We start from the raw sequence: 15,446 nt of genomic DNA, 5'->3' as shown, positions 1-15,446 counted from the left end.
ACCCACCGCTCCGGCGGCCAGGGTGCCCTTCAGAAACACTCGACGCTTGCTGTTCATGTGGACTCCATATTTTCTGTAGTGGTGAATCGGACAACTGATCGGCAGCAATTCCAATGGCTCCGGGTCCGGACGAACCGGAAACGCGTGCACAGGGCAGTGGCGGTCCGGGGACCGCTTTTCCCACGCTGTCGTACTGGGATGTCCCTGCGGCCTGCCCGCATGAAAACGGCGGGCTGCGTAACACCCGGGGCGGTTTTCGCGTGCCGCCGCCCAAGGGTACTCATTTCAAGGCGCATGACAAGGTCTTTCTGAGAATATAAGTAACTGCCGATAAACGGATTACCGGATCCAGGTCTGCACGATCCTGCGCTTCTCGCGTACCCGTTCCTCCACGAAGGGGGTGAGGTCCGAGGCCTGGAGGGCCAGCTCGAGCTGGTGGAGGGACTCCCCGTAACGGCCCAGGTAGAAGTAATACTCCGCCATGGTCTCGTGGCTGACGGCGCGCTGGTTGTTGCGGTCGGCGGCGCGCGCCTTGAGCCGCACCAACGCGGGTTCTTCGGGGGACTGTGCCAGGTAGCGGTCCAGGAGGGCCAGCGCGTCCTGGGTCCGCCCGGCGTCCAGGAGCACGTCGGCGTAGGCGTGGATCACGGGGGCATGGTGCGGATAGAGATCGTTGAGTCCGTCCAGGATGGCGATGGCGTCGTCATGGCGCCGCTGCCGCTGGGCGATCTCCGCGTGCATGAGCTGCAGGTGCAGTCGGGGGACCTGGTCATCCGTGAGACCTTCGATGGCCTGGGCGGCCTGGCTCACCTCGCCGCGTTCCAGCAGGGCTACCGCATAGCCATAGCGCGCCTCGGGCTTGTCCTGGTCGCCGCCGCGGCGGTAGCGCTCGATGGTCTGTGCCGGATCGATGAGGGCCTTGACCCTCGCCAGCGTGAACACGAACTCCGTGGAATCACGGCGGTAGTCGCTGCCGCGGTACTGTTCGGCCCGGGCCCGGCTGTCGCTGATGCGTTCCGTGGTGACCGGGTGGGTGCGCAGGAAATCGGGGATGCTGTCCGGGTTGGCGCGGCTCAGGGCGAGCATGCGCTCGAAGAAGCGCGGCATGGCCTGGGGATCGTAGTTGGCGGCTTCCAGGATTGTGATGCCGATCCGGTCCGCCTCGCGTTCGTTGGCGCGGGTGTGGTTGATGCGTGCCTGGGTGCCCGCCGCCAGGCCGCCCACGATCGCCGCCTGGCCCACCTGGGGATCGTAGGCCGCGGCAATGATGCCGGCGAGCACGGCCAGCCCGGTGGCCAGGTCGATGCGTGAACTGCCCGCGTACATGCGCGCCAGGTGGCGCTGGGTCACGTGAGCGATTTCGTGGGCCATGACGGCCGCCAGTTCCGATTCGTCGCGGGCGGCGGCGATGAGGCCCGTGTTCACGCCCACGATGCCGCCGGGCATGGCGAAGGCGTTGATGCGCGGATCGTCCACCACCAGGAAACGGAAATGGGCATGGGCGTCGGGCGTGCTGGATACGAGCCGCTGGCCCAGCGCCTGGACGTAGGCGTTGATCAGCGGGTCCTGCTCCATGGGCAGGGTGCGGCGCACCTCCCGCAGCAGTGTCCGCCCCAGTTGCTGTTCCTGGCCCGGAGACAGCATGGCCGCCGACGGATCGCCCATGTCGGGCAGGTTGAGCTCCGCCGATGCCCCGCCCGGCACGACCAGCACCAGGGCCAGGAGGAAGAACGCCAGTTTTTGAATGGGTTTGCGCAATGATCGATGGGTTCGCAGAGGCCGTTTCGTACCCGGAGGCCGGGGAATTACTTGCCGAGTCCCGGCGATGACCCATAGGCCATCATGGTGTCGCGGGTCTCCCACACCTTGGGATTGAGCATCGCATCGGGCACCATGAAGCGCTGCTCGTCCGCCACGGGGATCACCCGCACGATGCGCACGATGTCCTGGTAGGGGATCTTGAACAGCATGCCCAACTGCGCCCCGTCGATCCGGCGGGCGATCATGTAGTCGTCGAACAGCCGGTGGACGTAGATGCTGGCGGCACGCAGTTTGCCGTCGGCCTCCCGGAGCGTCACGGAGTAGCGGGTGTCGGCGGTGAAACGGCTCTTGTCCAAGGCGGGTTCTCCTGCTGCAGCGGGGTTCGGACATCGTGGACCCTCAACCGCTACATTATGACATTGGGCGCACCGGGGCGTTCCAGTGTGTTCGGGCCGGGAACGAGGAGGCCTCCTCCCGGCCGGGGTTGAAGAAGAATATTTAAATATTATTATAGACACAGACTAAACACCGGATTCCGGTGGGGAGGGCATCTTGTACGGCATCAAGGAAATCGACGCGAACACACTGCGGCAGTGGCAGGACACCGGAAAGGCCTTCCGGCTCCTGGACGTGCGTACCCCCTCGGAGACGGCGCATGGCGTGATCCCGGGGGCCACGTTGCTGCCGCTGCATCTGGTGCCCGTTCGCCTGCCGGATCTGCTGGACGAGGAGGAACCCCTGGTCATCAGCTGCCGCACCGGTGCACGCTCCTCCCAGGCCTGCGCGTTTCTCGCGCAGCACGGGCTTACGGAGGTGTACAATCTGCGTGGCGGTGTCATGGGCTGGGCTCAGGCTGGTCTGAACCTGGAGGAACCCAGGGCCGAAAGTGTACACACGCCCTGAATAAGGTAATCTGTGGGCCCCATAGAAAAGATTGAGTGGAGCCCCTGTATCCCGGTTCTGTAGCGTGTCACAGTTTGAATATAAGAATATAAGATTCGCCTTCTCATAGCCGGGAAGGTGCCCACGAGAACTTACTCATCAAGTGAAGGAGACTGGAACATGGCCAATTTCGATCAGGAACTCGACGCGTCCGGGCTGAACTGCCCTCTGCCCATCCTGCGCGCGAAGAAGTCCCTGGCTTCCATGAGCAGCGGACAGGTGCTGCACATCATCGCCACGGACCCTGGCGCGGTGAAGGACTTCGAGGCCTTCGCCAAGCAGACCGGCAACGAACTGCTGGAGAGCCGTGAAGACGGCGGCAAGTTCTATTTCCTGATGAAGAAGAGCTGATCGGCCCCCGGACTGTCCGGCCGTCTCCGGGGCTCCTGGTGGCGGCCGGTCGGTTTTCATGGATCTGCCATCCCGGGGCCGGCCCTGCCGGGTCTTGGCCCGCAGTCGGGTGGCGAAGCTTCGTTGGCGACGCCCATAGTCACCTTGAGGTCAATGGCTTGGCCTCGGGGCAGTATTTTATACTCGGTTGGGTCCAGGACCTGACCGCGGAGTATGGAACGCTGTCTGCCCGTGAGGTGTGAACATGGCGACCTATGCCGAGATGCAGCAGATCTATGATGACATTCGTGGGGATTTCCGCTACGACCACGAATTGAACGGCTGCCTGAACTGCGGAATCTGCACCGCCACGTGCCCCTCGGCGCAGTTCTACGACTACTCCCCCCGGGAGATCGTCCAGCTGCTCTGGACCGAGAACGTCGAGCAGATCTACGACGCCATGCAGGAAAAGATCTGGGCCTGTGCCCAGTGCATGACCTGCGCCGCGCGCTGCCCCTTCAAGAATTCCCCCGGCGGTCTCGTCGCCATCATGCGCGAGGTGGCCATCAAGCACGAGATGCAGTCCGCCAAGGACGTGCTTCGCCCCTTCGGCCGCGTGATGCTCAAACTCATCACCACCGGCAATCAGCTCTCGCCCGACATGATCCAGCCGGATCACTTCCCCGACTGGGGTCCAAACATCCAGAAGGTGGAAGGCGACCTGCGCCTGCTGCGCAAGGCCATCCCCGTGAAGACCCTGCAGACGGTGGACACCGCCTGGGAGGTGTCGCTCAAGACCTCCGTGGAGATGTACACCATCTGGGAGATGACCGGCGTGCTCAGGTCCCTGGAGCTGATGGACGAGAATCTCTTCGACGTGATCGAGGACTTCATCGACGAGAAGCGCGAGGACTACGAGGACTGGCTCGAAGAGCAGGAAGAGGACGAAGAGGACGACGACTGACACCCGGCCTTTTCGCCCCGGCCCTGACACCCATTTCAAGTTTCGGCTGATCACCCTGCAGGCCGAAAGGAGAAGCGCATTATGAAACCGACCGACCAGACCCCCGGAAACCACAACACGTCGGCTGAAGGGACCGGTACCGGTGCCATGAAACCCGGTTTCCACAATACGGACGGTCAGGGCATCGCCGGTCACGGATCCTTCTTTCAGGCCACCGACCTTTCCCCGGAAGACGCCGTACGCGCCACCGACTGGGTGCGCAAGCACGTGGATCGGCGCACCATCGACCTGGGCGACCGCATGGACGACGTGCGTGAGCACATGGAGGAACTGGAAAAGGACGGCCAGATCATCATTCACCGCGTCGGGGATCAGCACGAGCCGGTCTCGGTGAAGACCCTGTTCGGCTGGGACAAGAAGATCCCCACGAAACAGCTGTGGCATCACAAGTCCTGCGGCCAGTGCGGCAACATCCCCGGTTACCCCACGGCACTGCTGTGGGTCATGAACAAGTTCGGCTTTGTGCCCGGCAAGGATTACCTGGACGAGACCGACCAGACCTCCTGCACCGCCTGGAACTACCACGGTTCCGGCATCGGCAACGTGGAGTCGCTGGCGGCGGTGTTCCTGCGGAACTTTCACCAGGCCTACATCTCCGGCAAGCAGCACGGCCACGAGGCAGGCCACTTCTTCCCCCTGGTGCATTGCGGCACCTCCTACGGCAACTACAAGGAGATCCGCAAGTACCTGATCGAATCCGCGGAGCTGCGTGAGAAGGTCACCAAGATCCTCGGCAAGCTGGGCCGCCTGGTGGACGGCAAGCTGGTGATCCCTGAGGAGATCGTCCACTACTCCGAGTGGGTGCACGTGATGCGCAACCGCATCGCCTCGGAGCTGCAGACCATCGACGTCTCCAACATCCGCGTCACCGCCCACGTGGCCTGCCACTACTACAAGATGGTGCACGAGGACGCGATCTATGATCCCACCGTGCTGGGCGGCAACCGCACCGCGATCATCACGTCCATGGCCCAGGCACTGGGCGCCCAGGTGATCGACTATTCCACCTGGTACGACTGCTGCGGCTTCGGTTTCCGCCACATCATCTCGGAGCGCGAGTTCACCCGCTCCTTCACCATGGACCGCAAGATCCGCGTGGCCCGCGAGGAGGCCAATGCGGACGTGATGCTGACCAACGACACCGGCTGCGTCACCACCATGGACAAGAATCAGTGGATCGGAAAGGCCCACGACCAGGACTTTCAGGTTCCCATCATGGCCGAGGTGCAGTTCGCGGCCCTGGCCTGCGGTGCGGATCCGCTCAAGATCGTCCAGCTGCAGTGGCATGCCTCGCCCTGCGAGGAGCTGGTGGAGAAGATGGGTATTTCCTGGGACGAGGCCAAGAAGAACTTCCATGAATATCTCAAGGAAGTGGAGGCCGGCAACATCGAGTACCTCTACAACCCTGAACTGGCCTATGGGAGCAAGGCGTAATGGGGGACACAGTGCTGGTCGTCGGCGCGGGCCCTGCCGGGCTGTCTGCTGCCGCCAACGTGACCGCCGCCGGCTACAAGGTGGTGATGGTGGAAAAGGAAGAGGTCCTGGGGGGCGCGCCCATTCTCTCCGGTTACGCCCGCCTGGTGCCTTCCGGGGAATGGGCCAAGGACGCCATCGGGCGCATGGTGAGCCGGGTCGAGGAGGACGCCAACTGCACCGTTCACAAGAACGCCAAGGTCACGCAGCTTGACGGCGAGGCGGGCAACTTCACCGCGACGCTCAGCAACGGCGAGACGGTCAAGGCCGGCGCCGTGGTGCTGGCCACCGGTTTTACGCACTTCGATTCCATCAACAAGCCCGAGTGGGGCTTCGGCACCTACGAGGACGTGCTGACCACCACCCAGATGGAGCAGATGGTGTCCAGCGGCAAGATCATCTGCCCGTCCGACGGGCGCGTGCCGGAGCGCGTGGCGATCCTGCTGTGCGTGGGTTCCCGCGACCGCCAGATCGGGCGCGAGTGGTGCTCCAAGATCTGCTGTACCGTGTCGGCGAACCTGGCCATGGAGATCAAGGAGATCTCCCCCGGGACAGACGTGTTCATCTATTACATGGACATCCGCACCTACGGGCTCTACGAGGACAAGTTCTATTGGAAGTCCCAGGAAGAGTTCAAGACCAAGTTCGTCAAGGCGCGTATCGCCGAGGTCACCGCGTCCGGTGACGGCCGGCTGCTGGTCAAGGGCGAGGACACCCTGGTCAAGCGCCCCATCGTGATCCCCTTCGACATCGTGGTGCACGCTATCGGCATGGACCCCAACGAGGACAACCCGGAGATCTCCCGGATCTTCGGCGTCGGGCTCGAGAAGCACGGCTTCATCGAGCGCGCCGAGCACTACACAAACACCTGCGGCACGACGCGCCGGGGCATCTATTCCTGCGGCGCCGCCTACGCGCCGGAGACCATCGACGATTCCATTTCCCAGGGCGCCGCCGCCGGGGCGCGCGCCGTCGCGGATCTCCATGCTCTGGTTCGGAAAGCAGGCTGAAGCCGGGCGGGGCGGCGATGACGTGATCGCCGCCGCGGAACTGGAGTTTACGCTCGACCGGGAGATCGCGTCGGCCAAGTTCCGCGCGCTGCTCGAACAGATCGAGGAGCGCAACGCCACGCTGGAGGAACTCCTGGAGGGGCTTCGTTCCAAGCATGAACTGTTTGCGCGGGTGCTCCCGGCAAAGCGCCCTGATACGCTGACCGGCGACGAGGTGATGGAGCTGCTGGCGGTGGTGTTTCCCGCCCGCAGGAAGGTCGACCGTCACCTGGCCGCCCTGGACGATGCGGTGCTGTCGGGCGCGGTCCTGGAACTGGTTTACGGGCGCGGCCGGCTCGACGAACGCATGGGTGCCTTCTGCGAACTGGTGCCGGAATCGGACAAGAAGGCGCGGCGCGCCATCCGCGATCTCGCCGCAGAGATCGTGCACTTCCGGGACCCGGAGCGGATTCCGCTCATGACGCGCTGGGTCTGGGACGCACGCACCATGAGCGGCGCGGTGCGCGAATTCATCCGCGGCAACGACACGATGCAGCGGATCCCCATGGGATCGCGGCCGGAGGATTACGAGGGTGTGCGGGCCTGGTTCGCCGAGCGCCTTTCGGAGGACGGGGTCTATCGGGACCTGCCCTACCTGGTGGACCTGCTGCAGGCGCAGGCCTATGCGGATTACGTCAAGGCCATGTCGGCGCGCGTCGGCATGGTCAACGCGGAACTGGGCGCCAAGCAGGATCCGCTGGAGTTCCTGGTCAAGTTGCTGGGCCTGGACGAGCGACCGGCCCGCAAGCGGGGCGGCGGCGAGAAGACGGTGCACTAGCCCGCACATCTCACCGACCGGTGAGATGTGCGGGCTAGCCAGGATTGAGTTTCGGAGAACATCATGGCCATTCACGAGAAATCGCTGATCGAACCCGAACGCCTGCTCAAGCACGATTCGCTCGTGGTTGACGGCGTCGACGTATCGGGCCATTGGAACACCATGATCGCGCCACGCACGATCACGGACTACGACGACGATTTCGAGGCGAAAATCCAGAAATACGGCGGCGGCGAGAACGTGCACCGCTGCTGGCAGTGCGGCTCGTGCACCAACTCCTGCACCGTGTATGCCCAGAACGTGCAGTTCAACCCGCGCTACTGGATCTACCTGATCCGCCTGGGCCTCAAGGAGGAGATTGTCAAGGACAAGGACATCATCTGGCAGTGCGTGTCCTGCAACAAGTGCACCGACATCTGTCCCAAGGACGTGCGGCCGGAAGGCGTGATGAAGGCGTTGAGCCACTGGATGGAGGATGAGGGCATCACCGGGAAGTCACCGTCCAAAATATTTGACGAGGAATTCCTGGACCAGATCTACAAGACCGGCCGCATCGAGGACGGCAAGGTGGTGCAGAACTTCTTCAAGAAGACCGGGCAGTCCCTGTTCCAGGACTGGCTCAGGGTGTTCATGCTGCGCATGATGAAGGGCCTGCCCATCATGCATCTGATGCGCATGGGATGGAACACGGTGCATACCCCGCGGACCCGGTCCTGGGGTCGGACCGGCGAGGTGCTCAAGGCCTACGTGCAGGAACAGAAGGAGGCCCGTCATGGCTAAGGTGGCCTACTATCCCGGGTGTGCACTGGAAGGTTCCGGCGGCCCCTACGACAAGTCGACCCGCGTGCTGGTCAAGGCCCTGGGCCTGGAGATGGAGAACCTGCGCGACTGGAACTGTTGCGGCGCCATGGAAGTGAAGAACATCCATCCCATGCTGCAGACCTACCTGTCCGCGCGCAATATGGCCATCGCCAGCGAGCAGATGGGGCTGGATACCGTGATGGCGCCGTGCAACGGCTGCTACCACAACCTCAAGAAGGCCGAGTACGAGACGGCCACTTCCGCCCAGGCCATGCAGACCGTGCAGGACCTGGCGAAGAAGGCCGATGATCCGGTCTACAACGGTGACGTGCGGACGTTGCACCTGCTGGAGTGGCTGATGGAGGAACTGGGGCCGGACGGCATCAAGCAGAAGATCACCCGGAGCCTCAACGGCATCAAAATCGCCAACTATTACGGCTGCATGTATACCCGCCCGCGCCAGATCTTTCCTGAGAAGGACCAGGGGCCGGGCTCCGAGTCCAGCTACAAACCGCATTTCATGGACGACCTGCTGGCTGCCGCCGGTGCCGTGAACGTGGACTACCCCCTGAAGACGGCCTGCTGCGGCGGCGCGCACACGCTGTCCGATTCCGACACCTCCACGCAGCTGGTGCTCAATCTGCTGCAGGCCGCCGAGGATTCCGGCGCCGAGGTGATCGCCACCGAGTGCCCCACCTGTCACTCCGGCCTGGAGATGCACCAGGTGCGCGCCGAGACCGAGTTCGGCATCAAGACCAACGTGAAGGTGCTTTACTTCACGCAGCTGCTGGGTCTTGCCATGGGCCTGTCGCCGCGTCGCCTGGGTATCCACGAGAACGTGAGCGATTCCATTGGACTGCTCAAGAGCAAGGGCGTCATCTGACGCCGAGCGAAGCGGGCCCCATGGACTGCAACGGCTGCGAATTCCATCCCGAACTGTATTACGACGATGAGTACCAGATCTGGGTGCGGCGCGAGGACGACGGCAACCTGACCGTGGGCATGACCGATCTGTCGCAGACCATCGCCGGAAAGATCCTGCACGTGCGGGTACGCCGCCCCGGTACCCGGCGTCCGCCCGGCAAGCCGGTGGCGACCATCGAGAGCGGCAAGTGGGCCGGGCCGATCCCCAACTTCATGGACTGCACCATCATCGAGGGTAACGCCGAGGTGATGGAAAATCCGTCGCTGCTGAACGCGGACCCCTACAACGCCTGGGTGGCCCGCGTGGAGCCGGTGGACGGCGCCGACAAGGCGCTTGAGGGTTTCCATACCGGCGACGACGCCCGCAAGGGTTACTGCGCCCGGGTGAAGAAGGACGACATTCACTGCGACAAGAACTGATCAGCCACCACACGCTGAACCGACTGTGATCCATGAGCAACGACGCACAGTACCTGGACAACGACGAGCAGACCGTGGTCATCCTCATGACCAGCGGCCCCAGCACGCCGGAGCGGTGTGCCACGCCGTTCTACCTGGGATCCGTGCTCGCCGCCATGGATGCGCAGGTGCATATCTTCTTCACCATGGAAGGCGTGAAGCTCATGCAGCACGGCGTTGCGGAGAATCTCGTGGCCATGGAGGGCGGCAAGAAGCTCATTGATTTCATCCGGGATGCCAAGCGCGCCGGCGTCATTTTGCACGTTTGCCAGCCTGCTTTACCGGGGTATAAAATCGACGAATCGGCCGACATCATCGAGGAGGCTGATCACGTCTCCCGGGCCAGCGCGCTGGTCGATCTCATCCTGGGGTGCGATAAGTTGATCACCTTCTAGTATCGGGGCCGCCCGATCTCCATATGAACGATCCATAGAATGTACCGGAGGGCAGCATGGGCGCAGTTCGCGGTTGCGATATTCCTGAGGACCTGATGTACAGCATCGACAACAACGTCTGGGTGCGGCGGGAAAGCGACGGCAACATCACGGTGGGTCTGACTTCCTATGCGGGTTCCCTTGCGGGCCAGATCGTTTCCTATACCCCCAAGAAGGTGGGCAAGGAAGTGAAGAAGGACAAGTCCTGCGCGACCGTGGAGTCGGGCAAGTGGGTGGGGCCTGCCAAGACCCCGGTCACCGGCGAGATCGTCGCCATCAACGACGCGGTGTCCGCAAAGCCGAGCCTGATCAACGAGGACCCGTACGGTGAAGGCTGGCTGGTGAAGCTCAAGCCCGCCGACTGGGACGGCGAGTCCGGTGACCTCAAGACAGGCGCGGACGCGCTGTCCGCCTTCGAGTCCAAGATGGACGCCGACGGCTTCGGCGGCTGCTGAGACCGTTGTGAGAAGTTCAGGGCCGTCTCCGCCTCCGGTGGAGGCGGCCTTTTCGACTTAAAGGATGTTTTGCGGGGTGTCGCTGATGTCCAACTGGTACGACCTGGTCCGGCACGTGGAGCCTCTGGAGGATCTGACGCTGGATCGCGAACTGGTGCAGTCCCTGGAAACGGACTGGTCCGGGCTTGCCGGGCGTGACATCCCGCCCGTGCATTTCTACACCCCCACCTTCAAGTCCTATCAGACCTCTGAGCTGAAGGATTGCGGCAAGAGCGCCTGGCCCGCCGTGTCCGTCACCGGCGGCGACTGCAAGCTGCAGTGCGACCATTGCAAGGCGAAGATCCTGGAGCCCATGATCCCGGCGCGCACACCCGAGGATCTGTGGCGCGAGGTCAACGGCCTGATCGAGGACGGTGCCAGGGGCATGCTGCTCACCGGCGGGTCCAACCACCGCAACGAGGTGGAGTACGACGACTACTATTCCACCATCCGCCGCATCAAGGACGAGTTCCCGGATTTTCGCATCGCCCTGCATACGGCGCTGGTGAACGACGACATCGCCCGCTCCATGGAGCAGGCGGGCATCGATGCGGCCATGATGGACGTGATCGGCGCCCAGGACACCATCACCCAAGTCTACCACCTGCGCCGCAGCGTGGAGGACTTCGAGGCGACGCTCGAGAGCCTGGTCAGGACCGATATGAAAGTGGTGCCGCACATCGTCATCGGCCTGCACTACGGCCGACTGCTGGGCGAGTGGAATGCCCTGGAGATGATCCGGCGTCATCTGCCCGACGCGGTGGTGCTGGTGGTGGTGATGCCCTTCTACGCCCCCGAGAACCGGCCGTTCGTGAACCCGGACACCGGGGCCGTGGGCGGTTTCTTCATGGACGCGCGAAAGGCCCTGCCGGAGACGCCCCTGCTGCTGGGTTGCGCCCGCCCGCCGGGCATGGCCAAACAGCAGATCGACGCCTATGCGGTCATGGCCGGTCTCAACGGCATCGCCCATCCCGCCGATGGCGTGGTGGAACTGGCCGCGCGCCTGGAGCGCCGCATCCGCGTCACGCCGGCCTGCTGCTCCATCGCCGTGGGCGACGAGGTGATGGCGGTGGAGGGCGCCAACGCCGGTATCGAACTGGATCTGGACACCATTCTTGCCGAGGAGCGCAAGCGTCGTGAACGGAGCCGGGTCTCTGCCTCGGGCCTGGGCGGTATTCGTGTGGTGAGTCAGGCGGGCCAGCCTTATGCGTGATGCCAAGACACTGCGCGTGCTGGACACGGGCCTTCGCCGCGCCGCCGAGAACATGGCGCTCAACCGCGCCCTGCTGGAATCCCACCAGGCCGGCACCTCGCCCCACACCCTGCGCTTCCTGCGTTTCACCCCCAGCGCGCTGCTGGGCTTCCACCAGGACGTGGAACAGGAACTGCGCACCGACTACTGCGCCGAGCAGGGCATCGACATCCAGCGCCGCATCACCGGCGGCGGGGCCATCTATTTCGACGAGACCCAGATCGGCTGGGAGCTGTATCTGGACAAGGGCTTCCTGGGCACCGCCGATATGGGTGCCATTGCGAAGAAGATCTGCGAGGCAGCCGCCGAGGGCATCAGCGCGCTGGGCGTGGACGCCCGCTACCGCCCGCGCAACGACATTGAGGTGGACGGGCGCAAGATCTCCGGCACCGGCGGCGCCTTCGACGGCGACTCCATCATGTACCAGGGCACGCTGCTGATCGATTTCGACGTGGAGCGCATGTTGCGGGTGCTGCGCATCCCGGCGGAGAAACTCTCGGACAAGGCTATCGAATCGGCCCGTGACCGGGTGGCCAACCTGAAGGACCTGCTGGGCGGCAACATGCCGACCTTTGCGGAAGTGCAGGAGCGCCTGGCGGAGTCATTCGCCAGGGCCTTTGACGTGAAGCTCGAGTGGGCCGATGCCATGAACGCTGCCGAAGATGCCGCCTTCCGGGAAGCCCTGGCGGACATCGACACCCCCGAGTGGACCTACCAGCACAACCGTCCCGCCACCGATGCCACGATGCACGAGGCCATCACCCGTTCCCAGGGCGGCACCCTGCGCGTCGGCGTGGCCGTGGACCCGGTGCGCAACCAGCTCAAGCAGGTGTGGATCACCGGGGACTTTTTCGTCAAGCCCCGGCGCCTGGTGGTGGATCTGGAAGGCGCGTTGCGCAACACCCCCATTGAGGCGCTTGAGGCCAACGTGAAGGCCTTCTTCGAGGACCATCCTGCCGAGATGCTGATGCTCACGCCCGATGACTTCGTTTCTGCCATCCGCGCGGCTGTGGATGCCGGCAGGGATTGAGATGAGCGCTGCAGCGGACAGCATCCGGTCCGTCGATGTGCTGGTGGTGGGCCTGGGCCCGGGCGGCGCCAGCGCCGCGCGTACCGCCGCCGGGGCCGGGCTGACCGTGCTGGGCGTCGAGCGCAACAAGATGCTGGGCGAGCCGGTGCAGTGCGCCGAGTTCATTCCAACCCCCATGGGCGGGTACGCCAGGGCCGAGAAGGTGCTGCTGCAGCGCATTACCGGTATGAAGAGCATGCTGCCCTCGGGTGCGGTGCATGAATCCGATTTCCCCGGCCTGATGATCAACCGGGCCGAGTTCGACCGGGCCATCGCCCGGGAGGCCGAGCGCGTGGGCGCGGAACTGTGGACACGCTCGCCACTGGTGGCTTTGGATGCGGACGCCCATATCGCCAGCGTGCGCCGTGATGATGTGGACGTGAAGATCCGGTACAGGGTCCTCATTGCCGCCGACGGCCCCCATTCCCCGGTCGCGGCGTGTTTGGGCCTTGCTCCGCTGGACGTGGTGCAGACCCGCCAGTACACGGTGCCCCTGCTCAGGCCCTACGCGGACACCGACATCTGGCTGTCCGACGATTACCCCGGCGGCTATGCCTGGCTGTTCCCAAAGGGCAAGCTGGCCAACCTGGGCCTGGGTGCCGACAGGCGCTGGGAGGACAATCTGAAAGATCCTCTCGGCCGTCTGCATCGCCAGCTGGTCGATGCCGGCCTGCTGGGCGAGGAAATCCTCTACCGCACCGGCGGCGCCATCCCCGTGGGCGGGCTGCGCGAGCGCCTGGTGGTGGGCGACGTGCTGTTCGTGGGTGATGCGGCGGGCTTGACCCATCCCATCACCGGCGCCGGCATCGCCGCCGGTGTGGTCTCCGGCGAACTGGCCGGCAAGGCCGCCGCGGCGTATCTCAATGGTGACGCCGACGCCTTCGAGGACTACGAGGAAGATGTGCGCGACCAGTTCCAGACCACGCTCGCCCGCGCCGTGCAGCGGCGTCGCGAACTGGCGCAGTTCTGGCGCACACGGTCCGCCAACGAGGATGCCACACAGCGCCGGGGATGGATTGCATTCAACGAGTACTTTGAGAGTGCCGCGGTTTGACCCCGCGGTTATGCATGAGAGATGTAAATCTCAGCTGTGTGCGGAGTCACATGTAGGTCGGCCTTCAGGCCGACGGCGGCGGCTTCGACGGGCAGCGGCGTCGGGCTGAAGCCCGACCTACGAGGTGGGCTCGCGCGGGTTTGTGGGAAAAGCAGTTGCCAAGAGATACTCCACGGCTCTGAACAGCCTGAACAATGATCTCGCAAAGGCGCAAAGCACGCCAAGAAGGGCTTTTTAACAATTTCGTTTTTCTTGGCGCGCTTCGCGCCTTTGCGAGAGAAACATAGAAGTCAGTTCGTGATGACTGGAGGCCGAAATGAGAGCCAGTGCTGAAGACGTAGTCGCCCCGGTGACGTTCTACCGGCCCGACTACCACATCAAGACCCCGGAGATGCGTTCCCCGGACTACGTGCAGATGTCCACCGCGGCGGCCATCACCCTGGGCCTGGTGCCCGGCACCATGCACCGCACCGCCTGCACCCATTGCCTCAACCTACTGGTGACCTATCCGGAAGGCTGCCGGGCCAACTGCAGTTACTGCGGGCTTGCCCGTCACCGCGAGGAGGCCCGCGACTACGCCGACCGCAACTTCATCCGCGTGGACTGGCCCACCGCCCGCTATGATGACGTGATCGAGCGCGTGAAGGACAACGCCGACAGGGGCCAGTTCGAGCGCATGTGCATCTCCATGATCACCCACCCCAACTCCGACCACGACACCGTGGTGCTGCTGGAGAAATGGGTGAACGCCGTGCCGCACATCCCCGTGTCCATTCTCTCCAACCCCACTACCATGAGCTACGAGGACCTGAAGAACCTGCGCGACAAGGGCGCGGACATCTTCACCGTGGCCCTGGATGCCGTGACCCCCGAGATCTTCGAGCGCACCCGCGGCAAGACCGTGGACAGCCCGCACCGCTGGGGAAAGTACTGGCAGGCCATCGAGTGGGCCGCCGAGATCTTCGGCCCGGAGAAGTTCGGCGCGCACCTGATCTGCGGCATGGGCGAGACCGAGCAGGAGATCCTGGACGTCTGTCAGAAGATCCGCGACATGGGCGGCCACAACCACATGTTCGCCTTTTTCCCCGAGCAGGGCTCCCTGATGGAAGACTGGAACCCGGTACCCCGCGACCAGTGGCGCCGCGTACAGCTCGCCCGCTTCGTTATCGACTACGCCGGCGGCCGCATCGATGATATGAAGTTCAACGCCCAGGGGCAGGTGACGGACTTCGGTGTCGACCGCCGGGAGCTTGACGACATGATCGGTTCCGGCAAGCCCTTCCAGACCTCCGGCTGCCCCGGCAAGTCGGATGAAGAGGTCTCCGCCTGCAATCGCCCCTACGGCGACTCCAGTCCCACGGATATTCTGAGCTTTCCGTTTGCATTGAAGGGCACCGACGTGGACTTCGTGCGCCGCCAGATGTCGGGGGAGGCGGTGGGTACCTTCGATCATGATGCTGAAGAGTGATTTGATTTAACCACGAAGCTCGCGAAGGGCGCGAAGGTTTTTGATTCGATTGGTTCGTGGCTTCCATGAGCTTTGTGGTTCGACGTCCTTCTGTTGATTCACCGGACACCGTCAAAGGCATTTCTCTCGCAAAG

At 63.9% G+C, this 15,446-nt stretch carries 17 protein-coding genes; 15 read left to right on the top strand and 2 right to left on the bottom strand.

Annotation, left to right across the window (positions count from 1 at the left end; genetic code table 11):
- Window positions 1-339 precede the first annotated feature (339 nt).
- Together B1C78_RS14915 and B1C78_RS14910 are read right to left on the bottom strand one after the other, a co-directional pair.
- A complete protein-coding gene (locus tag B1C78_RS14915) occupies window positions 340-1,758 on the bottom strand; it encodes a M48 family metalloprotease (protein WP_245795452.1) in 1,419 nt (472 codons plus the stop codon).
- Between the two features lie 47 nt (window positions 1,759-1,805).
- Window positions 1,806-2,117, bottom strand: coding sequence for a hypothetical protein (locus B1C78_RS14910; protein WP_077279961.1), 312 nt, complete (start codon window positions 2,115-2,117; stop codon window positions 1,806-1,808).
- 196 nt (window positions 2,118-2,313) lie between these two features.
- Between B1C78_RS14910 and B1C78_RS14905 the strand changes: the two genes are divergently transcribed.
- The 15 genes from B1C78_RS14905 (at window position 2,314) to B1C78_RS14835 (ending at window position 15,312) form a co-directional block, all read left to right on the top strand.
- On the top strand, window positions 2,314-2,664 hold the full coding sequence (locus B1C78_RS14905) for a rhodanese-like domain-containing protein (protein WP_077279960.1): 351 nt from the start codon (window positions 2,314-2,316) through the stop codon (window positions 2,662-2,664).
- Window positions 2,665-2,823: 159 nt separating this feature from the next.
- The gene (locus B1C78_RS14900) at window positions 2,824-3,054 is read left to right on the top strand and encodes a sulfurtransferase TusA family protein (protein ID WP_077279959.1); all 231 of its coding nucleotides are present in this window, start codon (window positions 2,824-2,826) and stop codon (window positions 3,052-3,054) included.
- Window positions 3,055-3,316: 262 nt separating this feature from the next.
- Window positions 3,317-3,997: a 4Fe-4S dicluster domain-containing protein gene (locus B1C78_RS14895; protein WP_077279966.1), complete on the top strand. Its 681-nt coding sequence runs from the start codon at window positions 3,317-3,319 to the stop codon at window positions 3,995-3,997.
- An 81-nt stretch (window positions 3,998-4,078) separates the two neighbouring features.
- Entirely contained in the window at window positions 4,079-5,491 is a 1,413-nt protein-coding gene (locus B1C78_RS14890) for a heterodisulfide reductase-related iron-sulfur binding cluster (RefSeq protein WP_077279958.1), read from the top strand.
- A complete protein-coding gene (locus B1C78_RS14885; RefSeq protein ID WP_077279957.1) occupies window positions 5,491-6,540 on the top strand; it encodes a CoB--CoM heterodisulfide reductase iron-sulfur subunit A family protein in 1,050 nt (349 codons plus the stop codon). Before B1C78_RS14890 ends, B1C78_RS14885 begins: the two co-directional genes overlap by 1 nt.
- Window positions 6,515-7,357, top strand: a complete 843-nt coding sequence (locus tag B1C78_RS14880; protein WP_077279956.1) for a hypothetical protein — start codon at window positions 6,515-6,517, stop codon at window positions 7,355-7,357. Before B1C78_RS14885 ends, B1C78_RS14880 begins: the two co-directional genes overlap by 26 nt.
- Window positions 7,358-7,420: 63 nt before the next feature.
- Window positions 7,421-8,137 carry a 4Fe-4S dicluster domain-containing protein gene (locus tag B1C78_RS14875; RefSeq protein WP_077279955.1) on the top strand — a complete coding sequence of 239 codons (717 nt, stop codon included), beginning with the start codon at window positions 7,421-7,423 and terminating at the stop codon, window positions 8,135-8,137.
- Window positions 8,130-9,041, top strand: a complete 912-nt coding sequence (locus B1C78_RS14870; protein WP_077279954.1) for a CoB--CoM heterodisulfide reductase iron-sulfur subunit B family protein — start codon at window positions 8,130-8,132, stop codon at window positions 9,039-9,041. Before B1C78_RS14875 ends, B1C78_RS14870 begins: the two co-directional genes overlap by 8 nt.
- A 20-nt stretch (window positions 9,042-9,061) precedes the next feature.
- On the top strand, window positions 9,062-9,502 hold the full coding sequence (locus B1C78_RS14865) for a biotin/lipoyl attachment domain-containing protein (protein WP_077279953.1): 441 nt from the start codon (window positions 9,062-9,064) through the stop codon (window positions 9,500-9,502).
- Window positions 9,503-9,534: 32 nt separating this feature from the next.
- Window positions 9,535-9,936, top strand: a complete 402-nt coding sequence (locus B1C78_RS14860) for a DsrE family protein (RefSeq protein ID WP_077279952.1) — start codon at window positions 9,535-9,537, stop codon at window positions 9,934-9,936.
- Window positions 9,937-9,992: 56 nt separating this feature from the next.
- A complete protein-coding gene (gene gcvH / locus B1C78_RS14855) occupies window positions 9,993-10,430 on the top strand; it encodes a glycine cleavage system protein GcvH (protein WP_077279951.1) in 438 nt (145 codons plus the stop codon).
- An 85-nt stretch (window positions 10,431-10,515) separates the two neighbouring features.
- Window positions 10,516-11,682 carry a radical SAM protein gene (locus B1C78_RS14850; protein ID WP_077279950.1) on the top strand — a complete coding sequence of 389 codons (1,167 nt, stop codon included), beginning with the start codon at window positions 10,516-10,518 and terminating at the stop codon, window positions 11,680-11,682.
- The gene (locus B1C78_RS14845) at window positions 11,675-12,751 is read left to right on the top strand and encodes a lipoate--protein ligase family protein (RefSeq protein WP_077279949.1); all 1,077 of its coding nucleotides are present in this window, start codon (window positions 11,675-11,677) and stop codon (window positions 12,749-12,751) included. The genes B1C78_RS14850 and B1C78_RS14845 overlap by 8 nt, the downstream gene beginning before the upstream one ends.
- Before the next feature lies 1 nt (window position 12,752).
- Window positions 12,753-13,844 (top strand): geranylgeranyl reductase family protein, encoded by a 1,092-nt coding sequence (locus tag B1C78_RS14840; protein ID WP_077279948.1) that lies wholly within the window; start codon window positions 12,753-12,755, stop codon window positions 13,842-13,844.
- 316 nt (window positions 13,845-14,160) lie between these two features.
- Window positions 14,161-15,312 carry a radical SAM protein gene (locus B1C78_RS14835; protein ID WP_077279947.1) on the top strand — a complete coding sequence of 384 codons (1,152 nt, stop codon included), beginning with the start codon at window positions 14,161-14,163 and terminating at the stop codon, window positions 15,310-15,312.
- Window positions 15,313-15,446: the final 134 nt, after the last annotated feature.

The sequence above is a fragment of the Thioalkalivibrio denitrificans genome, assembly GCF_002000365.1.
Lineage (GTDB): Bacteria > Pseudomonadota > Gammaproteobacteria > Ectothiorhodospirales > Ectothiorhodospiraceae > Thioalkalivibrio_A > Thioalkalivibrio_A denitrificans.
The sequence above is the reverse complement of the archived record's forward strand: the minus strand, read 5'-3'. Positions and strand labels throughout refer to the sequence as shown.